19 protein-coding genes are annotated in these 20,294 nt (G+C 70.4%); 7 read left to right on the top strand and 12 right to left on the bottom strand.

Annotated elements, in window-relative coordinates:
* The first annotated feature begins 30 nt into the window (after positions 1–30).
* A complete protein-coding gene (locus AC16DP_RS40200; protein WP_329732059.1) occupies positions 31–1,092 on the top strand; it encodes a trigger factor in 1,062 nt (353 codons plus the stop codon).
* A gap of 12 nt (positions 1,093–1,104) precedes the next feature.
* Here the strand turns inward: AC16DP_RS40200 and AC16DP_RS40195 are convergent, their stop codons facing one another.
* From AC16DP_RS40195 to AC16DP_RS40165, 7 genes are all read right to left on the bottom strand, one after another.
* The gene (locus AC16DP_RS40195) at positions 1,105–3,285 is read right to left on the bottom strand and encodes a serine/threonine protein kinase (RefSeq protein WP_329732058.1); all 2,181 of its coding nucleotides are present in this window, start codon (positions 3,283–3,285) and stop codon (positions 1,105–1,107) included.
* A 3-nt stretch (positions 3,286–3,288) separates the two neighbouring features.
* Positions 3,289–5,553 carry a protein kinase domain-containing protein gene (locus AC16DP_RS40190; RefSeq protein ID WP_329732057.1) on the bottom strand — a complete coding sequence of 755 codons (2,265 nt, stop codon included), beginning with the start codon at positions 5,551–5,553 and terminating at the stop codon, positions 3,289–3,291.
* Between the two features lie 140 nt (positions 5,554–5,693).
* A complete protein-coding gene (gene tsaB, locus AC16DP_RS40185; RefSeq protein ID WP_329732056.1) occupies positions 5,694–6,428 on the bottom strand; it encodes a tRNA (adenosine(37)-N6)-threonylcarbamoyltransferase complex dimerization subunit type 1 TsaB in 735 nt (244 codons plus the stop codon).
* Positions 6,429–6,438: 10 nt separating this feature from the next.
* Positions 6,439–6,876, bottom strand: a complete 438-nt coding sequence (locus tag AC16DP_RS40180; RefSeq protein WP_329732055.1) for a septal ring lytic transglycosylase RlpA family protein — start codon at positions 6,874–6,876, stop codon at positions 6,439–6,441.
* Positions 6,877–6,990: 114 nt separating this feature from the next.
* On the bottom strand, positions 6,991–8,622 hold the full coding sequence (rseP, locus tag AC16DP_RS40175) for an RIP metalloprotease RseP (RefSeq protein ID WP_329732054.1): 1,632 nt from the start codon (positions 8,620–8,622) through the stop codon (positions 6,991–6,993).
* Positions 8,623–8,704: 82 nt separating this feature from the next.
* Positions 8,705–9,532 carry a phosphatidate cytidylyltransferase gene (locus tag AC16DP_RS40170; RefSeq protein ID WP_329732053.1) on the bottom strand — a complete coding sequence of 276 codons (828 nt, stop codon included), beginning with the start codon at positions 9,530–9,532 and terminating at the stop codon, positions 8,705–8,707.
* Entirely contained in the window at positions 9,529–10,326 is a 798-nt protein-coding gene (locus tag AC16DP_RS40165; RefSeq protein WP_329732052.1) for an undecaprenyl pyrophosphate synthase, read from the bottom strand. Before AC16DP_RS40165 ends, AC16DP_RS40170 begins: the two co-directional genes overlap by 4 nt.
* A gap of 274 nt (positions 10,327–10,600) precedes the next feature.
* On the opposite strand from AC16DP_RS40165, the gene AC16DP_RS40160 reads away from it, so the two are divergent.
* Complete coding sequence (locus tag AC16DP_RS40160) at positions 10,601–11,797, top strand: serine/threonine-protein kinase (protein WP_329732051.1); 1,197 nt, start codon at positions 10,601–10,603, stop codon at positions 11,795–11,797.
* On the top strand, positions 11,794–12,747 hold the full coding sequence (locus AC16DP_RS40155) for an RluA family pseudouridine synthase (protein ID WP_329732050.1): 954 nt from the start codon (positions 11,794–11,796) through the stop codon (positions 12,745–12,747). The genes AC16DP_RS40160 and AC16DP_RS40155 overlap by 4 nt, the downstream gene beginning before the upstream one ends.
* On the opposite strand, the gene AC16DP_RS40150 is transcribed toward AC16DP_RS40155, so the two are convergent.
* Entirely contained in the window at positions 12,632–12,880 is a 249-nt protein-coding gene (locus AC16DP_RS40150; protein WP_329732094.1) for a YjbQ family protein, read from the bottom strand. The genes AC16DP_RS40155 and AC16DP_RS40150 overlap by 116 nt on opposite strands.
* Between AC16DP_RS40150 and AC16DP_RS40145 the strand changes: the two genes are divergently transcribed.
* Together AC16DP_RS40145 and AC16DP_RS40140 are read left to right on the top strand one after the other, a co-directional pair.
* Positions 12,812–13,000, top strand: coding sequence for a hypothetical protein (locus AC16DP_RS40145; protein WP_329732095.1), 189 nt, complete (start codon positions 12,812–12,814; stop codon positions 12,998–13,000). The genes AC16DP_RS40150 and AC16DP_RS40145 overlap by 69 nt on opposite strands.
* Positions 13,001–13,030: 30 nt before the next feature.
* Positions 13,031–14,245: a DNA polymerase IV gene (locus AC16DP_RS40140; RefSeq protein WP_329732049.1), complete on the top strand. Its 1,215-nt coding sequence runs from the start codon at positions 13,031–13,033 to the stop codon at positions 14,243–14,245.
* Here AC16DP_RS40140 and AC16DP_RS40135 read toward each other — a convergent pair.
* Both AC16DP_RS40135 and pcnB read right to left on the bottom strand, forming a co-directional pair.
* On the bottom strand, positions 14,242–15,246 hold the full coding sequence (locus tag AC16DP_RS40135) for a hypothetical protein (protein WP_329732048.1): 1,005 nt from the start codon (positions 15,244–15,246) through the stop codon (positions 14,242–14,244). The genes AC16DP_RS40140 and AC16DP_RS40135 overlap by 4 nt on opposite strands.
* Before the next feature lie 134 nt (positions 15,247–15,380).
* Positions 15,381–17,066 carry a polynucleotide adenylyltransferase PcnB gene (pcnB, locus tag AC16DP_RS40130; RefSeq protein ID WP_329732093.1) on the bottom strand — a complete coding sequence of 562 codons (1,686 nt, stop codon included), beginning with the start codon at positions 17,064–17,066 and terminating at the stop codon, positions 15,381–15,383.
* A 75-nt stretch (positions 17,067–17,141) separates the two neighbouring features.
* On the opposite strand from pcnB, the gene AC16DP_RS40125 reads away from it, so the two are divergent.
* A complete protein-coding gene (locus AC16DP_RS40125) occupies positions 17,142–18,161 on the top strand; it encodes an NAD-dependent epimerase/dehydratase family protein (protein ID WP_329732047.1) in 1,020 nt (339 codons plus the stop codon).
* Between the two features lie 25 nt (positions 18,162–18,186).
* Complete coding sequence (gene yjjX / locus AC16DP_RS40120) at positions 18,187–18,738, top strand: inosine/xanthosine triphosphatase (protein WP_329732046.1); 552 nt, start codon at positions 18,187–18,189, stop codon at positions 18,736–18,738.
* 82 nt (positions 18,739–18,820) lie between these two features.
* Here the strand turns inward: yjjX and AC16DP_RS40115 are convergent, their stop codons facing one another.
* Positions 18,821–19,381, bottom strand: a complete 561-nt coding sequence (locus AC16DP_RS40115; RefSeq protein WP_329732092.1) for an adenine phosphoribosyltransferase — start codon at positions 19,379–19,381, stop codon at positions 18,821–18,823.
* Between the two features lie 46 nt (positions 19,382–19,427).
* A complete protein-coding gene (locus tag AC16DP_RS40110) occupies positions 19,428–20,291 on the bottom strand; it encodes a D-hexose-6-phosphate mutarotase (RefSeq protein WP_329732045.1) in 864 nt (287 codons plus the stop codon).
* Between the last annotated feature and the right edge of the window lie 3 nt (positions 20,292–20,294).

The following is a 20,294-nucleotide window of genomic DNA, read 5'->3' as shown; positions in this document are numbered from 1 at the left end:
CCTGGTCCCCACCTCGCAGAGGCACGCACCATGAACTCCCACACCTCCAGTCCCCAGTCGTTCGGATTGCCCCGGATCTCGCCCACCTGGCGCGACGAGCGGAGTCACCCCGTGGTGCTGCCCCAGGTGGAGGCTCCCTCCCTGGAGGGGCTGTCCGTCACCCTCCCCTCCCCCCAGGGCTTCACCTCCGAGCAGGTCCAGGAGCGGTTCCTGGAGCTGGCGCGGCCCCACGCCACCGAGCACCACCGCTACCCCACCGAGCACATCGCCTGGGGGGACGAGGTCCTCCTCAACATCGCGGGCTACTCCCAGGGCCACCTCATCCCCTTCAGCCTGCGCACCGGCGAGTGGCTCCCCGTCCAGCCGGATCCGCTGCTGCCCGGCCTGTATGAGACGCTCGTGGGCCGCTCGCCCGGCGAGGGACTGGTGGTGGAGGTCACCCTGCCCGCGGAGTACCCCGTCGAGTCGCTGCGCGGCACGCCGGCCCGCTTCGTCCTCCAGGTGCAGGCCGCCCGCGAGGTGAGGTACCCCGACTTCGAGAGCGAGGCGTTCCTCATGGCCTTCGGCCGGGGCCACACGCTGCAGGAGGCCATGCGCGACGTCGTGCGGCAGATGGAGGACGAGGCGGCGCAGCTGCTCCTGGTCCAGGCCCAGCAGCAGGTGCTCAACCAGGTGGCCGCGCGCACCCGGGTGGAGATTCCCCGCGAGCTGGTGGACGAGGAGATCCGCCGCCGCTGGAGCACCAGCGAGGGCCGCTCCGCCAGCGAGCTCCAGTTCAACGGCCCGGAGCGGGAGGAGTCGCTCGGCGCGTGGCTGAAGGACGTGGACACCCGCGCCGAGGTGGAGCACCGGCTGCGCATCAGCCTCGCCCTGGGCGCCATCTGCAAGCGCGATGGCCTGACGCTCACGCCGCAGGTGGTGGAGAAGGTCCTCCGGGACCAGGCCCACGCCGCCGGGCTGACGATGGACGAGCTGGCGGACGCCCTGCGCGCCGAGCCGCGCAACCTGGCCCGGATCGATCAGGTGGCCTGGCACCTCATGGCGGTGGACCACGTCATGCGCCGGGCACGGATCCAGTTCGAGGGCGCCTGAGTCCCGGGCCGCTCAATCCTTCCGCTCCAGCGGGGAGACGCGCCGCACGCCGAGCGTCTCCCAGTCGATCCGGAACTTCGCGAGCGGCGCGGAGCGAGAGCCGATTCCCAGCACGCCGTACCGCTCGCCCTCGGAGAAGGTGAACTCGCCGCGGGCGTGCTCCACGCCCCCGCGCTCCAGCTGGAAGAGGAGATGCGCGTTTCTCGACTGTCCTCCCTCCTCGTCCTCCAGGAAGAGCGGGAGGCTCAGGCCGCACCGTGTGCGGGTGCTGAAGGAGAAGGACGCGAGGAGATGCACCTTCTCGCCCGTGACGACCTCCACCCCCTCCAGCGCGAGCCGCGCACCCCGAAGGCAGTCCGACGAGCTCCCCAACCATTGCTTGTGCTGGGAGAGATCGATGTCTCCAGGCGTCTCCAGCCGCAGCTCCACGGAAGGAGTGTCGTGCGACCGGCTCGGCCGGACCGGCTCCGGGGAGGAGGTGCGCGAAGGAGAGAAGACACGGCCGTCCCGTCCGAGGTCCCCGGCCTCACGAGACCAGGTCTCGGAAGGCACCGGGCCGGTCCGCAGACGTACTTCATCCAGGGCCATCGCCGGAGCCAGCTCGCCGGGCACCAGGGCATCCCAGCCGATGCGCAGTCCCTCACCGAGCCCGCCCTCCGGCACGGGCTCCACGTCCTCCGCCACGCGCCCCCCCTCCACCCAGAGGCGCATGCCGGTGGCGCCCCACTCCAGCGCGACGTACATGAAGCGGCCCAGCTCCAGCGGCTGGGGAGACACCAGCTCGCGCGGGCCCACTGCGAACGTCAGCCGTCCCGACTCGTCCAGCCGGAGTTGGAGCGTGCGCTGGATGCCCGCGTACGCCGTCAGCACGGGACCGGCGCCCGGCCGCTCGCGGCTGAGCCACAGGGACAGGGCCCCCTCGGACGGAATCGCGAACCCCGGGTGCCCTTCTTCCCGCACCACCCCGAGCGAGCCCGTGCCCCCCAGGAGCACGCCCCGTCCCCGCGCTCCTGGCACCAGGTCCACCTCCAACGGCTTCAACGCGGGCCCTCGCTCCGCGCTCTGGAACAGGAGCGCCCTGCCGGAGTCCTCGAAGGACCAGTGGGCCAGCACCTTGCCGGCCGGCGTCTCCCCGGAGGGTGACTCCTGTGCGGGCGGCTCCGGAGACTCCGTGGGCCTGGAAGACTCCACGGGCTTCGGCGGCGCTCGCGGGGCGGCCACCACGGCCGGAGCGGGCGCGGGCTCGCGTTTCGCCGACACGAAGGCCACGACGCCCACGGCCAGCGCGGCTCCGGCGGCGGCCAGGGGCCAGCGTGGAGCGGTCTTCGGCAGGGGCGCATCGAGCGCCAGCAGGGCATCCGCGGCACTGGGGAAACGGTCCTCGGGCCTGCGCGCCACGAGCTTCCGGAGGAAGGCCCGGAACTGCTCGGACACGTGGATCTCCCGCGTGAAGACCAGCTCCCAGTCTCCGCTGAGCAGCGTCTCCGGCGGGCGCCGGCTGAGCAGGTGCAGCAGCGAGGCCCCGAGCGCATACAAATCACTCACCGGCGAGACGCTGCCCCCGAGCTGCTCCGGGGCCATGTAGCCGAAGGTGCCGTTGAGCGTGGCCTCGTGCGTGCGGCCCTCGCGCAGCGCCCGGGCCGAGCCGAAGTCCACCAGGACGATGTGACCGTCCTCGCGCCGGATGAGGTTGGCCGGCTTGACGTCGCGGTGGAGCACGGGCGGCTGGCGCGAGTGCAGGAAGCCGAGGATGCGCAGCACCTCGCGGGCGATCTTCCGCGCCTCGGCCTCGTCGAAGCGGTGGTGCTCCAGGCGCGCCGCCAGCGACTCGCCGGAGACGTAGTCCTGCACCAGGTAGAAGCGGGCCTGGGCGCCCTCGCCCTCGGCGAAGGAGGCGTGGAGCCGGGGGATGTTCGGATGGGAGAGCGCCTGGAGCAGGCGGGACTCGCGCTCGAAGGCCTCCACCTTGTCCGCGTCCGGCGCGTGCGCGAAGACGAGCTCCTTGATGGCCACGGAGCGGCCCTCGGCATCGAGCGCCAGGTACAGCCGGCCATGCACGCTCTGCGAGAGGACCCGCTGCACCCGCAGCCCGCCCGGAGCCCGCGCGGCACCACAGAAGGAGCAGCGAGGCTCCGCACAGGGACGGGCACACGCCACGCACGAGCCGGGGGCACTGCCAACGGGAGCGCTCACGCCCTACTCCTCCACCAGGGTGACATTGTCGATGGCGCCCTCGACGCTCGCGCCATACCCGAGGATCGCGATGCTCTTCACGGCCCGGATGGGCCCTGCCTTGAACGGGACGAGCAGCTCGTTGAGCTCCACCTTCACGTGCTGCCACTTGCCCGGGCGGACCGGCACGAAGTGCACGGCGGTGTCTCCACGGAGGGCGGACTGCGCCGGAAGAGAGCCCAGCTCCACGAAGAGCGCCTTCGTCCCGGGGCTGGACTCCATATGGAAGCTCATCCAGAGGGACAGGCCCGCGCCCGGTGCGTTCCGCGTCAGCTGCACGTCCAGCTCGAGCCACAAGCGGCTCGCCCGGTAGACGCCGTGCTCCCGGGGCTGCGTCACCAGGAAGACGCCCCGCTCCGTCCCGGGGCCCGCATGGAAGAGCGACAGGTGCGGGTTCCCCGCCTCCTCGACGAGCGTGAACTCCTGCTCCACGCCCTCGGGGAGCGGCTGCGGCTCCCACCGGCGGAGTCCGCGGAAGAAGTCCTCGGAGAAGAGCGGCGGCTCCGGGGTGTACTCGCCCGCCGCGCCGGGGCTCCCCTGCTCCAGGGCCGCGAGCGCCGCCACCGCCTCCTCGGGCAGCACGCCGCGATAGAGGGTCAGGTCATCGAGGGACACCCGGGGCGGCGCGCTCGCGTCCGGCTCCAGCGGGTTCCTGCCGAGCCAGAGCGTCTGGCCCTGACGGGAAGCGAGCACGGGCGTGGGGTCCTCGGCCACGAGCCGGCCACCGATGTACAGGCGCGTCCCATTCTTCCCCCAGGTGGCCACGACATGGTGGAAGACGTCCGGCGCGAGCCGCACGCGCGGCTTGAGCCACCGGGAGCCCTCGGCGCTGAACTCCAGGTGCCCGCCGTTGACGACGAGCTCGAGGTGCGGGCCCGCGGGGCTACCGCCACCGGAGGTGCCCTTCGAGGCGACCACCGTTCCCAGCGTGTCCAGGAAGGCGTTGCGCCGCAGCCAGACGGAGAGCGAGCCCTCCTCGAGCCCCTCCATGACGAAGGGCTGCTCGGAGCCCGCGCTCGCGGAGTCCCGCACCACCTCCACGGTGAGCGACTGCCCGAGCCGGAGCGCGCTGCCCCGCAGGCCGGTGTCGCGCATGCCCACGGGCGTGGCGAGGTCGAAGCGCCGCTGATCGTCGCGCGCGAGGCGCGTCAGGGTGGGGTCCTCGCCCTGCGTCTTGCGCAGCACGGGGTCGTCCTCGTCGAACCGCCAGCGCGCGTGCGGAGGGAAGTCCGGCAGCAGCGGCAGGTGCGGCTCCCACGGAGCGGGACGGGGTGGCTCCACCTTCACGGGCTCGGTCACTGGAGGGCTCGCCTCGGGTGGAGCATCGGGAGCCCTGGCGGACGGACGCGCGGCCCACACGGTGATGGCCACCACGGCACCCAACGCGAGCACCGGAAGGGTGGCACGGCGCCAGAGGGGCACCGGCTGGTTGTCCCCCGAGGACGACTCCAGCGCGAGCTGCGCATCGAGCGCGGAGCGGAAGCGTTCGGCCGGGTCGCGCGCGATGAGCTTGAGGAGGAAGCGCTCCATGCGCGGAGAGACGAAGGCATGGGCCGCGACGTCCAGCGAGAGGTCCGACGCGAGCATCTCCTCGGGAGACCTGCCGCTGAGCAGGTGCAGCAGCGAGGCGCCCAGCGCGTAGAGGTCGCACGTCTCGTCGAGCGTCCCGCCGAGCTGCTCCGGGGGCATGTACCCGAAGGTGCCCACCATGGTGGCGCCGGCCGTGCCCGAGCCGAAGAGATCTCTCGCGGCGCCGAAGTCGACGAGGAACACGGCCCCATCGTCGCGGCGCACGAGGTTGGCGGGCTTCACGTCGCGGTGGACGATGCGCGGCGACAGCTCGTGCAGGTAGCGCAGGACGTCGAGCACCTGCCGGGCCACCTCGAAGGCCTCCTCGTCACGGAGGCGGCGCTTGCGGAGCAGGTCGCGCAGGGAGGTCCCCTGGATGAGCTCCTGGGCGAGGTAGAGGCGCGTGTGGACGCCACTGCCCTCCTGGAAGGAGTCCACGAAGCGGGGGATGCGCGGATGGGAGACCTGGCGCAGCAGGCGGGCCTCGCGCTCGAAGTCCTCGAGCTGCCGAGCCTCGGGCACCAGCGAGAAGACGAGCTCCTTGAGGGCCACCTGTCCGCCGCCGGGCGCCTGCGCGACGTAGAGCCGGCCATGGGGGCTCTGCGAGAGGAGGCGCAGCACCCGGTAGCCTCCGGGCATGGCCGCGGCGCTGCAGAGCACGCACCGTCCTTCCGCCAGCTCGCCTTCACAGAGCGGGCAGTGCGAGGGAAGAGACGCGTCGGAGGCGGAACGGGGGGCGGGGGCGCTCACGGCCGGGACAGTCTACCCCGGCGGCGCGAGGACCCCTCGCGGTTACACCCTCAGTCCTCCTTGAGGCGCGCGGTGGGCGGAGGCCCGGGCAGCGGGGGGAACTTGGGGTTGCGCTCGGGCTCGGAGGCGCGGACGTAGTGCGGCTCCAAGGCGAAGAGGGCCTCCAGGGGCTGCGTCTCGGGGAAGCGCACCAGCGAGGCCAGCGCCACCGCCGAGGGGAAGGAGGGCGCGCTCAGCAGCCGCGAGGGCGCCACGCCCTGGGCTTCCAGGGCCGCGCGGTACTCGGGCAGTGCGGGTCCCAGCGCGAGCGCCTCGGGCTCGGCGGCCATGCGCGCGGCCACCTCCTCCGGGCTCATCGCCTCCTCGGGCCCCAGGGCCTCCACCCGCTGGCCCACGCGCCGGTAGGGCCCCAGGTAGAGGTCATCCTTGCGCGCTACGGCGAGGGCGAAGAGGGGGGGATCCTCGGGGCCCTCCAGGGCAATGGCCGCGAGCGAGGAGGCCCCGGCCACCTTGAGGCCCGCCGCATACGCCAGCCCCTTCACGCAGGACAGGCCGATGCGCAGGCCGGTGAAGGAGCCCGGGCCGAGGCCGATGGCCATGCCCTCCAGGGACTTCAGCGCCACGCCGTGCCGGGCGAGCAGCTCGCCGACGATGCCGGGCAGCGCCTCGCTCTGCTTCTTCGGAGGGCCCACCACCACGTGCTCGAGGACACGCACACCCTCCCCTTCCCGCTCCACGAGGGCCAGCGACAACGTGAGGGTGGAGGTATCGAGCGCGAGGAACATGGGGAGGCTTCTACCCGGTCTTGTCCGCGCAGCGGTAGAGGCGAACCCGGGCCAGCCCCTTGTCCAGCATGCCCAGCTGCTTCGCCGCGGCGAGCGACACGTCCACCACCCGTCCCCGGACGAAGGGCCCCCGGTCGTTGACACGCACCTCCACCGAGCGCCCGTTCTCCATGTTCACCACGCGCAGGCACGCGCCGAAGGGCAGCTTCTTGTGGGCGGCGGTGAACTTCTGGGGGTTGAACTTCTCGCCGCTGGCGGTGGGCCGGCCGGCCAGTCCGGGGCCGTAGTACGAGGCGAGCCCCTCCTCCAGCCAGGCGCGCGCGGGGGGTGGCTTCTCCGGCCGAACCACCTCGCGGTCCTCGTCATCCCTCGTGGGCCGGGCGGCACGCGGTGCACAGCCCACCAACAACCCCAGCCCCACCATCAACCCCACGAGCAACCGTCGCATCGCACCTCACGAATCCTTCTCAGGAATGTGACCGATATCCCCTCTCCCCTCGGGAGAGGGGAAATGGCCGCGGTGTCAGCACTTTTCTCCGGGGCACACCTTCGCGGACGGGGCTCAGCGGGTGATGTCGTTGATCAACGCCATGCCCATCAGCGCCATCAGCAGCACGAGGCCGACGACGTTGGCCACCTCGCGCACGCGCACCGGAATGGGGCGGCGGCGGATGCCTTCCCAGAAGGCGGACAGCAGGTGGAAACCATCGAGGATGGGGATGGGCAGCAGGTTCATCACGCCCAGGTTGATGGAGATGATGGCCATCAGGTTGAGGAAGTAGTCCAACCCCTGGTCCACGCTCTTGGAGGCCAGCTGGTACATCATCACCGGTCCGCCGAGCGTCTTGTGCGACACCTGGCCCGTCACGAGCCCACCAATCACCTTCACCATCTGCCCGACGATCTTCGGAACCACCGTAGCGGCCTCGCGCAGCGCCTCGCCCACCCCGAGCGTCACCGTCACCTTGTCCGTGGGCAGCAGCTCCGCCGAGGAGGGCAACCAGGGCCGCAGACCCAGCTCGAGCCGGGAGGACTCCTGGCCCATCTCGTCCTTGCTGGTGTGGTTGGCCTGGGCAATCGTCTGCGTGCGCTCCTGACCGTCCGCGGAGCGCCAGCCGAGCTGGAAGGACTGCTCCTTCAGGGTGCTGAGCTTGCCGGCCAGGACGTTGAACGAATTCAGCGGCTCACCGTTGAAGGAGACGAGCTGATCCCCCACCCGCAGACCGGCCTTCTGCGCCGGGCTGTCCGGGAACACGGAGCCCACGTACATGTCCGAGGGATGCACCCCCAGGGCGGCGAAACCCTCGGCGCCGGGCTGCTTCTGTACCGTCACCTTGTGCACGGAGGGCGCATGCCCCGTCACCACGCCGACCGGCACCGGATCCATGCGCTGCACGGTGAGCTCCAGCGTCCCCTCCATCTTCGCCAGCTGCTCGTTGAGCGCGGCCTCGTCGGGGATGGCCACCCCGTTGATGGACAGGATGCGGTCAAAGGTCTTCAGCCCGGCCTGCGCGGCTGGCGAGCCCGGGGGCACGCCCACCACGGCGGGCCGGTTGGTGTGCGCCACGCCAATCTGCCCCCGCTCCACCGAGTCCACCGGAGAGGACTCGACGATGCGGTTGGGCGTCACGTTGACGATCTGCTGCTTCCCATCGCGCTCGATGGTGAGGGGGATGGAGCGGTCGAAGCGGCCGATGAAGGCCTCGCGCATCTCCTCGAAGGTGCGGACCTTGTCCCCGTCCACGGCGACGATGCGGTCTCCGGGCCGGATGCCGGCGGCGGCCGCGGGCATGGCCGGGTCCACGTACCCCACGCGGGTGGAGATGGTCTCGTGCGGCCCGAAGAAGACGAAGAAGTAGATGAGGACGGGGAAGACCAGGTTGAAGACGGGCCCGGCCACCACGATGAGGGCGCGCTTCCACGGGGCGGCGTTGAGGAAGCCGCGCTGGGCGTCCTCGGGGCTCAGCTCCTCGTGGGGGGTGTCCCCGGCCATCTTCACGTAGCCGCCCAGGGGCAGCAGGGCCACCTGGTACTCCGTCTCCCCCTTGGTGAAGCCGAACAGCTTCGGCCCGAACCCGATGGAGAAGCGGATGACCTTCACCCCGCAGGCCTTGGCCACGAGGAAGTGGCCCAGCTCATGAACCGTGATGAGCACGCCGAGCAGGACGATGAACAGACCGGGACCTTGAAGCATGGTGCCAACACTAACCGTGGGACTCATGCCCGACAATGCGCATCGCGGCCCGCGGTCCTGCCGACCGGACAATCGGCGGCCGCTACGGAAGCAGCCCGCGGATGAAGGTCACGTAGACGAACACCAGCGGCGCGTTGAACAGCAGCGCGTCGATGCGGTCCAGGATGCCGCCATGGCCCGGAATGGCCACACCGGAATCCTTCACCCCGTAGGCCCGCTTGAGCATGGACTCGCACAGGTCCCCGATGGGACCGAGAATCCCGCCGAAAATTCCCAGCACCAGACAGTCCGTCACCGTGAGCATGGGATAGAAGAAACCCCGGGTGATGAACATGCCCACCACCGAGCCCAGCATGCCGCCGAAGAAGCCCTCCCAGGTCTTGTTGGGGCTGACCTCGGGGTAGAGCTTGTGGCGGCCGAGGAAGCGGCCGGCGAAGTAGGCGGACGTGTCGTTGGACCAGGTGATGACGAGCGCGGAGATGGACCACGCCATGCCGTCCGGCATCAGCCGCAGGGCGGCCACGGAGGTCAGTCCCACCGAGCCGTACAGCATGCCCGTCACCAGGTGGGCCACCCGCATGGGCGCGTCCTGCAGCGGGCCCCGGATGAGGTGATAGGTGAAGGCGAAGATGAGATAGAAGACCAGGATCCAGAAGGCGCCGGCCCCCGTGCGCTCGGGCTCCTTGAGCGTCAAAACGGGCAGCACGCCCGCGAGCACGATCCCCACCCAGGCCGCCGGTGAGAGCGTCTTCTGGGTGATGAGGTAGTACTCACTGGCGCAAATGGCGGCGGCGACGCTCAACAGGGCCGCGCTGTACAGACCTCCCTTGAACAACAGGAAGATCACCAGCGGCAGCAGGGTGAGCGCCGAAACAGTCCGGATGACGAGGTTCTTGTTCTTCTCGTTCACGCCTTGGCCCGGTGGGAGTCCTCTCGCTTCACTTGCGCGGAGGTGAGACCGAAGCGCCGCTCGCGTTGCTGGTATTGAGCCAGGCAGCGCAGGAAGGCCTCGGTCCGGAAGTCCGGCCAGAGGACGTCGCTGAAGCACAGCTCCGCGTACGCCAGCTGCCAGAGCAGGAAGTTGGAGATGCGCTGCTCGCCGCTGGTGCGCACCACCAGGTCCAGCGGGGGCAGCCCATTCGTCCAGAGGTAGGACTCGAAGGTCTGGGTATCCAGCTGGGCCGGCGTCAGCTCGCCCTTGCAGGCGGCCTCGGCCATGCGGCGCGCCGCCTGGGCCAGCTCCTCGCGTCCGCCATAGGACAGTGCCAGCGTCAGCACCATCCCCGTGTTGTTCGCCGAGTCCGCCCGCAGCCGGTCCAACGGCTCCTTCACGAAGCGCGGCAGCTTCTCCACCTCGCCAATGGCGTTGAGGCGGATGCCGTTCTCCAAAATCTCCGCGCGCTCGCTCTCGAGGTACTCGCGCAGCAGGTCCATCAGGGCGGCCACCTCCTCGGCGGGGCGGGCCCAGTTCTGCGAGGAGAAGGCGTAGAGGGTGAGGGCCTGGACGCCCACGCGCCGGGCGCAGCGGGTGACCTCGCGCACACTGGTGGAACCCTCGCGGTGGCCCTCCACGCGGGGCAGGCCGCGCATCTCCGCCCACCGGCCGTTGCCATCCATGATGATACCCACGTGGCGCGGCAGGGGCCGTTCCTGGACGAGTCGCTCGAGAGCAGCCACAGAGGGCGGTGACACAGGGCGTTCCATGAGGCTGCGCAATGTAGAGGCACCACCCCTCCACGTCCACGGGCGTGTGCGGGAGTGGTCGCCCCCGTGGCCCGAGCGGTCGCGCCGCCGGGTGGAACGGCACCGGCCCGCCCCAGCGCAACTCCCCGGCTGTCAGTGAGTGCTGGACCTACCCCACCCTGGCTACCGGGCCCCATGAGCAGGGGGAATGCCCGGATGACGGTCATTCAACACCCATCTCCTCCAGGCGGGCGTTTGACCCTGACCCGACAGGGTATCTAGGATCGACGACTTGATGCGTCCCAAAGTCATCGGTCCCTATCGCGTCCTCGAGACACTCGGAAGTGGTGGAATCGGGACCGTCTACCGGGCCCTGGACGACAGGACGAACGAGCCGGTGGCGCTCAAGCTGCTGTCGGGCGGTCCGGCGATGGACTCGCGGGCCGCGAAGCGCCTGGTGCGCGAGTTCGAGGCCCTCGAGGACCTGTCCCATCCCAACGTCGTCAAGGTGTACGACACCGGCGTGTACCAGAGCTCGCCCTACCTGGTGATGGAGCTCATCGAGGGGCTGACGCTGCGCGACTACCTGTCGCTCAAGGGCGATCAGCTGGTGTCGTCCCTGAGCGGCTCGTCCGGCTCCCTCTCCAGCTCGATTCCGGGCTCGCTCTCGGACTCGGGCTCGTTCCGGCGCCCCCAGGCTCCGGCCTCGGCGAGCCGGGAGGCGGACTCGGAGGACGGCGGCGAGCTGTTCGATCTGTCGGCCTTCGCCGAGGAGGCGCCGAGCGAGGAGATGGTGTCGGGGGGCTCGGGCGGGATGCGCTTCGGCACGTCCGGCTCGGCGGCGCGGCTGCCGGTGGCGATGGATCCGTGGCTGGGCTCGGACTCGGACGAGATGGATTCCATGGAGTTCGACCTGCCCTACGACATGGGGGCGCCCGAGACGGTGATGGTGAAGCGGGAGTCGGCGGCGCGGCTGGAGGAGCTGAACCGGCCGGAGCGGGTGGGCCGCCTGAAGGACGCGCTGCTGCAGGTGTGCGAGGCGCTGGCGTACATCCACGCGCACGGACTGGTGCACCGGGACCTGAAGCCGTCCAACATCATGGTGGACGAGGACCGGCAGGTGCGGCTGATGGACTTCGGCCTGGCGAAGTTCCTGGCGGACGACGCGGGGATGACGCTGGACGGGAGGATGGTGGGGACGTTCCGCTACATGCCGCCGGAGCAGATTCTGGGCGAGCCGCTGGACGGACGGGCGGACCTCTACAGCCTGGGCGTCATCCTCTACGAGTTGATGACGGGCCGGCCGCCTTTTGACGCGAAGTCGCCGGTCGACTTGTGGCACAAGGTGTTGGAAACCGAGCCCCCGCCCGTGCTGGCCATCAACCAGAGGGGAGATCCCCAGCTGGCGCGGGTGGCCCATCGCCTCATCCGGAAGGAACCGGACGACCGGATCCAGACGGCGGAGGAAGTGTACGAGGCACTGTCCGAGTGAACGAGACCGGAACGACGCACACGCTGGTGGTGGAGGAAGGCAAGGCGGGGCAGCGGGTGGACCTCTTCATCGGAGAGGCACTGGGGCTGTCGCGAGCGAAGTTGAAGAAGCTCTTCGATGCGGGCGCGGTGAAGGTGGGAGGCCGGCCGGCGAAGAAGGGGCTGCTGGTGGCCGTGGGGCAGCGCATTACGGTGGTGGTGCCGGAGGAGCGGCGCGAGGTGGTGCCGGAGCCGGAGGCGCCGCTGACGGTGCTGCACGAGGACGAGGCGCTGGTGTTCGTGGACAAGCCCGCGGGCAAGCCCTCGCACCCGCTGCAGCCGGGAGAGACGGGCACGGTGGCCAACGCGCTGGTGGCGCGGCATCCCGAGTGCGCGGAGGCGTCGGAGGACGAGCGCGAGGGCGGGCTGTGCCACCGGCTGGACATCGAGACATCCGGGGTGATGGTGGCGGCGCGCACGCGCGAGGCGTGGAGCGCGGTGCGGGAGGCGTTTGGCGGGCGTGAGGTGGACAAGCGCTACTGGGCGCTGGTGACGGGGCCGCTGGCGGACGAGGGGGAGATCGACCTGCCGCTGCGGCACCACCCGAGACACCCGGACCGGGTGGAGCCGGCGCTGGACGGGGGCGAGGGAGCGCGGGAGGCGAGCTCGGAGTTCCGGGTGCTGGGACGCGCGGGGGAGTACAGCCTGGTGGAGGTGCGGATCCACACGGGGGTGCTGCACCAGGTGCGAGCGCACCTGGCGGCGGTGGGAGCGCCCATCGTGGGAGACACCCTCTACGGAGGCAGGGAGGAACCCGGCCTGAGCCGCTTCTTCCTGCACGCGAAGGCCCTGGGCCTCACCCACCCGGTGACGAAGCAACCCCTGCGAGTCGAGAGTCCCCTCCCCCAAGAGCTCCTCGAGGTTCTCGGGAAACACCAGATCCCCTCTCCCTCCGGGAGAGGGACGGGGTGAGGGTGCCCGGCCCCCGGGTTGACCCCTGGGGGGCGAGCGTCTGCAACCAGTCCCAGATGTCCTCGTGGAGACCGGGCTCGTCGTCGTTGACGAAGACCCCGGCGGTGATGTGCATGGCGGAGACGAGCACCATGCCTTCCTGGATGCCGCTCTTGCGGACGAGCTCGGCGACGGAGTCGGTGATGCGAACGAGCTCCCGGCGTTGGCGGGTCTGGAAGGTGAGGTATTCGGTGAGGGTCTTCATGGGGAGTGAGCGTCAGAGAGGTCCAGTAGAGTGAATCCGATGAGGGCCATCATCCACGTGGACATGGACGCCTTCTACGCGTCCGTGGAGCAGCGGGACAACCCGGAGCTGCGGGGCAAGCCGCTGATCGTCGGCGGGGACGTGCGGCGCGGGGTGGTGGTGGCGGCCTCGTACGAGGTGCGCAAGTACGGGGTGCGCAGCGCGATGCCCATGGCGAGGGCGATGAAGATGGCGCCGCACGCCATCGTGGTGAAGCCGCGCTTCAACGCGTACAGCGAGGCGAGCGAGCAGGTCTTCTCCATCTTCGAGCGCTACACGCCGCTCATCGAGCCGCTGTCGCTGGACGAGGCCTTCCTGGACGTGACGGCCTCGGTGGGACTCTTCGGAGCCCCGGCGGACATGGCGAGGCGGATCCGCAAGGAGATCTCGGCGGAGACGGGCCTGCCGTCGTCGGCGGGAATCGCCGCGGTGAAGTTCGTGGCGAAGATCGCCTCGGACGTGGCGAAGCCGAATGGCCAGCGGGAGGTGCGGGCGGAGGAGACGGTGGCGTTCCTCGCGGGGCTGCCGGTGGGACGGCTGTGGGGAGTGGGGCCCAAGACGGAGGAGGCGCTGAAGCGCTCGGGGCTCGAGACGATCGGCGACGTGGCGAAGCGGGACGCGGCGTGGATGGAGGCCCGGTGGGGCGCGAGCGGACGCCAGCTGTGGGAGCTGGCGCAGGGAATCGATCCGCGCGAGGTGGTGCCGGACCGCGAGGCCAAGAGCGTGGGCGCCGAGGACACCTTCGACGAGGACCTGACGGGGATGGAGGCCCTGAGCCCGCACGTGCACTCGCAGGCGCTGCGGGTGGCGCGGCGGCTGCGGCGCGCGGGCGTGAAGGGCCGGGTGGTGCAGCTCAAGCTGAAGTTCTCGGACTTCACGCTCATCACCCGGCGGGTCACCCTGCCCTCCGCGACGGATGACGGGCAGACGCTCTACCGGGTGGCGAAGGAGCTGCTGGAGAAGGCGCACGAGGACAAGCCGGTGCGGCTGACGGGCGTCTCCATGCAGGAGCTGGGGACGGGCGGAGGCGAGACGCGGCAACTGGGGCTGTTCAGCGAGCCGGAGAAGCCGAAGAAGAGCGACAAGCTGAACGCGGCGTTGGATCGGATCGCCGCGCGCTTCGGCACGAAGGCGGTGACGACGGCGGACATCGCGGACACCGAGGAGCTCGAGCCGGAGCCCACGCGCCCCCAGAAGCCGAAGCGCCCCAACTAGAACGAGCCCATGCCCACCAGGCCGAAGGTGCGCGTCACGTTGTCCTGGAGGCCCATGAAGAGCCCGGACAACACCGGGCCCGTGCGCAGCGTGGCCGTGGCCAGCGAGCGGAAGCGCGCCGTCTCCCACTGACGGCTGAACACCGCCCGGACGCTGAAGCCCTCGCGCTGCACGCTCGTCTCCAGGTCCGTCCAGAGCTGCGGCTCGGCATGGGTGGAGTGGACACCCATGGACAGCTCGAGCCAGGCCAACCGGCTGCGCAGGGTGGCCCAGCGCGTGTCGAGCAGGAGCCCCTCGGGAGAGCGCGCGGCCGCGCACCCCACTTCCATCTGCTCGAAGCGGAGGGAGGTCAACGGAAGCTCCGGCAACCGGAAGCGCGCCGACATGTCCGCGCGCGCGTTCTTGAACCGGGGCTCGGAGTGCAGCTGGATGGACCCGTTCAGGGTGCCGCCGAGCGTGGTGGCACTCACGGAGGTGGGCAGCCCGAGCTCGTTGGCCTGGGCGGTGCCGAACTGGTGCACGAGCCCGAGCACCGCCACACCCGCGGAGACCATCGCCGCCGGCTTGGGGACGTGGAAGTAGTCGAGCGCGGATTGAAAACCCTTCTGGAGCGGGCTATCCGGTCCGCGCAGTCTGGGGCCGAGGTCCCGTATCCGGACCTGCCCCCCCTCCGGGCCCAGGGCGAGCAGGGAGGCGAGGTGCCGCCCCGCCGGCAGCTCGGACAGGGTCAGGTCCTGCGCGGGCTGCGACAGCGTGTCCAGGGCGTCGCGTTGCTCGTACTGCCTGGACGGAATGAAGGCCCAGGCCCGCGAGCGCACGGCGAGGGAGAGCGAGGGAACGAGGAAGCCCCCCTCCAGGGCGCGATCCGGATCCGCGAAGGAGAACAGCAGCTCCTCGAACGCGGGACGCTCCGGCATGCTGGGAGGGGGAGCGAGCGGCCGATAGAGCTCGAGGACCTGGGCGCCGGACGGGAGCCCCCAGAGTGCCACGATGAACAGCACCGCCCTCGAGAAGGCGCCTCGCCCCATTGAGGGCAAAGGTGGTGAGACCTCCGCTCGCTCGCAAGGAAGGCGGGGGGAGCCCGCTCGGCCGATCGTTCAGCCCCTCACGTCCCCCAGGCCCCTCTGGCCGGGGGTCAACCCTCGTCGGACTCGGAATCGCCGTCGGAGTCCGGGCCGGAATCGGCGTCGTCCCCCTCGTCGTCACCCGCGTCCGCGGCCTCCACACCCGGGCCCGCGGGCGCTCCGGCGGCGGAGGCGGAAGCCCCCTCGCCTGCTCCCGTCTTGCGCCCACCCCGGCGGCGGCGGCGGCGGCGCTTGCGCGGAGCCTCCCCGCCCTCGGTGGCACTCTCGGAGGACTTGATCGGAGGCAGCTCGCCGCGCTTCCACGCCTCGAGCGCCTCGCGGTGCTGGCCGGTGGCCTCGACGGAGATCTCGAAGACGATGAGCGCGTCGTTGAAGAGCGGGTGCCGGCGGAAGGCGCCCGTGCGGCGGCGGCGCTCGCCCGTGAGGGTGCGCTGGGCGATGAGCAGCAACCGGCAGCGCTCGGCGATGCGGCGCGGCAGACGCGCGCTCTGGACGAACTCGGCGAGCAGGTCCTCGATGGCCTGGGCCACGGAGGGACGCTCCGCCTGCTCCTGGCTCTCCACGACGGGAGCCGCCTGGGCGATGGGGACGAGCAGCGCGGCGAGCAGGATGGCGTCATCCAGCGGCTCGCCGGTGGAGACGCGCCGGTCGAGCGCCTCGGCGAAGGCGTAGAAGGTCTGCTGGCCGCTGCGGCCGTACTCCTTGAAGTACGCGGCCACGGGCGGCAGCAGCACCTTGAGCGCGTCCAGCGCGGCGAGCAGCCGCAGGGTGGGAGCGGCCACCCCGCCGCGGATGAGGCGGAAGGTCTCCTCCAGCAGGCGCGCGGGGGCGCAGCGGGGGAGATCCTCGACGGCGCCCTCCATGGCGGCGTAGGTGCGCGACTCGATGTCCAGGCCCAGCTTGGCGGCGAACCGCACGGCGCGCAGGATGCGGACGGGGTCCTCGCGCATGCGGATTTCAGGGTCGCCGATGGTGCGGATGTAGCGCTCGTCGATGTCGCGCCGGCCCCGCACGTAGTCGATCACCTGGCCCTCGGCGACGTCGTAGAACAGGCCGTTCATGGTGAAGTCGCGGCGGCGCGCGTCCTGCTCGGCGGTCCCGAAGACGTTGTCGTGGGTGATGAGGAGATCCTGCGACTCCTCGGCCTCGGCGCCCTCCTCCTCGCCGTTCTCGGCGCCGGTATCGGCCGCGCTCACGCCGTTGGCGGCGTCGAGCTCGGTGGGGTTGGCGCGGAAGGTGGAGACCTCGATGATCTTCCCGCCCTTGAAGTAGATGTGGGCGAGCCGGAAGCGCCGGCCGATGAGGCGGCAGTTGCGGAAGATGGCGCGCACCTCGCCCGGGTGGGCGCTGGTGGCGATGTCGAAGTCCTTGGGGGTGCGGCCCAGCATCAGGTCGCGCACGCAGCCGCCCACGAGGTAGGCCTGGTGGCCATGGGAGTGGAGGCGGTGGATGACCTTGAGGGCATCCGGATCGAGCTTCTCCGGGTCTATCTCCGCGGGCCTGCCGGAGCGGGTGGACTCGGGGAGGAAATCAGTCTCGGGGAGGGAGTCCTCGGGAAGTGTCTCCGTGAAAGCGGACATGGCCATGGGGTTCTCCTCCGCGGCTTCGGGGACCGGCAGCAGCTCGAGGGGGTCTTGGGACCCATCCTCGGAGGCAGCAACCTCGCGCGCGTCATCGGGCGCAGGCTGGAGCGTCGGTCCGCCGGCGGGCGGTGTTTCAGTGGAGTCTCGCGTCATCTCGCGGTTGACGCCCCTTGGGGGGCGCATCTAAGGGGCGACCTATACCGCATCCTCCCCGGAAGGGAGTAGCGCATGAAGACATTGTTGACGGGAGCAACGGGGCTGATCGGGGCCAACCTCGCCCACCTGCTGTGTGAGCAGGGGGAGCACCCTCGGCTGCTCGTCCGGGAGCGGAGTGACCGCCGGGGGTTGCGGGGGCTGCGCTACGACGAGGTGCTCGGCGACGTCCTGGACGCCGAGTCGCTCCGGGGGGCGCTGAAAGGTGTAAATCAGGTCTACCACGTCGCTGGCATCGTCCGGTTCGATCCCTTCACACGGGAGGACGTCTCCCGTACCAACGCCCAGGGGACGAGGAACGTTTTGGAGGCGGCGCTGGCGGCTGGCGCGCGGCGGGTCGTGGTGGTGTCGAGCGTGGCGGCGGTCGGCCATGGGACGCTGGCCGAGCCGGCGACCGAGGAGAGCGCGTACAACGACGCGGGGGACAACCCCTATCACGAGTCCAAGCGGGAAGCGGAGCGGCTGGCGCTGGCGGCCTCGGGGAGGGGCCTGGAGGTGCTGGCGGGCAACCCGAGCTTCGTGCTGGGCCCCTACGACGTGAGGCCCTCGACGGGGGAGTTGCTGCTGCTGGCGGCGAAGGGGCTGGGGGTGGCGTACCCGAGCGGCGGCATCAACGTGGTGAACGCGCAGGACGTGGCGCGAGGGCTGAAGCTCATCATGGACAAGGGCCGCCCGGGGGAGCGCTACATCCTGGGGGGTGAGAACCTCACCTACCGCGAGCTGCTCACAATCTGCGCGGAGGAGGCGGGGGTGCCACCGCCGAGGATTCCGCTGCCGGACGGGGTGGTACAGGCGGTGGGGAGGCTGGGGGACGTGGTGGGCCGCTTGTCACCGGACCTTTTCAAATTCGTGAACACGGCGTTCCTGCAGGCGCTGCCGTTGCCGGCGTACCAGTCCTCGGCGAAGGCGATGCGGGAGCTGGGGTACCAGCCGAGGCTGGTGCGGCTCGGCATCCGAGAAGCACTGAGGTGGTTCCAGGAGGAAGGAATGCTCCCGAGGGACCGCCCCCTGACGCCCCGAGGCGTCGTGGGTTGAAAACCATCCAGGAGAACCGAGTCCCATGTCCATCACCATCGCCGTAGGCTCGACGAACCCGGCCAAGACGACGGCAGCGAGAACCATGTGCGAGCGGGCCTTCCCGGGCTGCACGGTGGCCGCGGTCGAGGTCCCCAGCGGAGTGCCCGAACAACCCATTGGCCCGGACCAGACGTCGACGGGAGCGAGAAACCGAGCCCGAGCGGCGCTCGCGGCGGTGCCGGGGGCGCGGATGGGGATGGGGCTGGAAGGGGGCGTGGACGAGGAAGGGAACCTCATCAACTGCGTGGCCGTGGTGGAGGCCGGGGGCCGGGAGAACCTCACGTGGGGCGTGAGCTTCCCGCTGCCACCCGCGGTGGTGACGCGGGTGCTGCGAGGCGAGGAGCTGAGCCGGGTGATGGACGAGGTCACCGGCCGGACCGAGAGCAAGAAGCAGCAGGGAGCGGTGGGCATCCTGACCAACGGCCTCTTCACGCGGGCCGAGATGTGGCAGGGGCCGCTGGCGTGCGCGCTGATGCCCTTCCTGCACCCGGAGCTCTACCCCGCTCCAGCAACACGCCCCCTGCCTGAAGCGTAAGATCGTTTTCCTCGAGCCGATGCTCGATGCGGCCCGGTCGCATGAGCCCACACGGGTTCGAATCCCGTCGGGGACACGAGGCTCAGTAGGAGAGCAGGGCGCAGACCTTGTCGCGGCCCAACCGCTCACGCCCTGGGAGGAAATCGAGCGAGATGAGGAAGCTGAACCCCACCACCTCGCCCCCCAGCTGCATCACGAGCCGGGCGGCGGCATCCGCCGTACCGCCCGTGGCCAGCAGATCATCCACGATGAGCACCCGGTCACCCGGTCTCACGGCGTCCTCGTGGACCTGCAAGGCGTCCTCGCCGTACTCCAGGGCATAGCGCTCGGTGCGCGTGCGCCAGGGCAGCTTTCCCGGCTTGCGCGCGGGAACCAGGCCCGCGTGCAGCTTCAGGGCGATGGGCGCCCCCAACAGGAAGCCGCGGGCTTCCACGCCCACCACCCGGGAGATGCGCTGGCCCTGAAAGGGCGCGGCCATCGCGTCCACGACCCGCCCCAACAGCTGGGGCTCCGCGAGGATCGGCGTCATGTCCTTGAAGAGGACACCGGGCTTGGGAAAGTCCGGGATGTCCCGCAGCCGGGCGACAACCTCTTCCCGGAGCGAGGAATCCTGCGGAAGGGAGAACGGTGAGAGCGTCTGCATCATGGAGGGACTCCCGAGGGGGACGGCGGGGAAAGAGCTGCAACACTCAGAAGACGCTCAGGTGCTGGGAGGCCAACCACTCCTCCCCAGGCCCGAGAGAAACGGGGCGTTCCACCGCGGCGGACTCGATACAGACAAAATGTCTGTATCCGTCATCCGGAAGGTCGGCGAGCTTTCTGGAGAGCTCCTGCCAGGGATTCCAGACGACCACGTCGGGGAATGCGTCCTGACCGACCCGGATCGAGGTGCCGTTCCCCCGCACCTCGACGGGCGCGGTCACACCGAAGAAAAACCGGTCCAGATGCCGATCAATCCGGAGAAGCGCCTCCTGCTGGACACCCATCCGGCGATGGTCCGCGGAATCCAGATAGCGGGCTCCCCGCAGGCCATGGATGACGGCTTCGGTCGCGCTCGCGGCCAGATAGGTATGCAACGCACTGGTGAAGCCGAACGGAAGGCTCCCGGTGTTGACGACAGCCAGGGACACCGTCAGCTCCAGAGCCTTGAAGCGCGCACGCAACACGAGCTCGAAAGGATGGGGCCAGACAGCCCGGGTCAGTGCGTCGTCCGACAGCCGCAGCTCGACTGAACCACTTCCATCGGAAAGGGGCCCGCTGCTCGACACCCGCCAGACACTGGACCTGGCGAAGCCATGCTTCGGCAACGGCCCCTCGTGCGCGAACTGGGGAAAGATGACAGGAATTCCGCCGCGGATCGCGGCATTCGCGTGCGTTCCGGCCAATGGGCTCAAATACAGACGTTCAATGCCATCCGCGGTCTTCCAGGAGCAGATCTGCCCGCCATGGGCGGAGAACTGGATTCGCGCACCATCGGCTGCCACCACCGTGGACGATGAACCGGGCTCCGGAGCTCCCGGCTCCCGGTTCAAACCATCATCATTCGAGCGCATGGG

The organism is Archangium sp. (assembly GCF_057119385.1).
This window is presented reverse-complemented; position numbering and strand designations above follow the sequence as displayed.

Coding starts and splice junctions, on each gene's coding strand:
- AC16DP_RS40180 (WP_329732055.1), bottom strand. CDS start 6,876: ATGCGACGGTTGCTCGTGGGGTTGATGGTGGGGCTGGGGTTGTTGGTG.
- pcnB (WP_329732093.1), bottom strand. CDS start 17,066: ATGACGCGAGACTCCACTGAAACACCGCCCGCCGGCGGACCGACGCTC.
- AC16DP_RS40165 (WP_329732052.1), bottom strand. CDS start 10,326: ATGGAACGCCCTGTGTCACCGCCCTCTGTGGCTGCTCTCGAGCGACTC.
- tsaB (WP_329732056.1), bottom strand. CDS start 6,428: ATGTTCCTCGCGCTCGATACCTCCACCCTCACGTTGTCGCTGGCCCTC.
- AC16DP_RS40200 (WP_329732059.1), top strand. CDS start 31: ATGAACTCCCACACCTCCAGTCCCCAGTCGTTCGGATTGCCCCGGATC.
- AC16DP_RS40115 (WP_329732092.1), bottom strand. CDS start 19,381: ATGCAGACGCTCTCACCGTTCTCCCTTCCGCAGGATTCCTCGCTCCGG.
- yjjX (WP_329732046.1), top strand. CDS start 18,187: ATGTCCATCACCATCGCCGTAGGCTCGACGAACCCGGCCAAGACGACG.
- AC16DP_RS40140 (WP_329732049.1), top strand. CDS start 13,031: ATGAGGGCCATCATCCACGTGGACATGGACGCCTTCTACGCGTCCGTG.
- AC16DP_RS40125 (WP_329732047.1), top strand. CDS start 17,142: ATGAAGACATTGTTGACGGGAGCAACGGGGCTGATCGGGGCCAACCTC.
- AC16DP_RS40160 (WP_329732051.1), top strand. CDS start 10,601: ATGCGTCCCAAAGTCATCGGTCCCTATCGCGTCCTCGAGACACTCGGA.
- AC16DP_RS40110 (WP_329732045.1), bottom strand. CDS start 20,291: ATGCGCTCGAATGATGATGGTTTGAACCGGGAGCCGGGAGCTCCGGAG.
- AC16DP_RS40150 (WP_329732094.1), bottom strand. CDS start 12,880: ATGGTGCTCGTCTCCGCCATGCACATCACCGCCGGGGTCTTCGTCAAC.
- rseP (WP_329732054.1), bottom strand. CDS start 8,622: ATGCTTCAAGGTCCCGGTCTGTTCATCGTCCTGCTCGGCGTGCTCATC.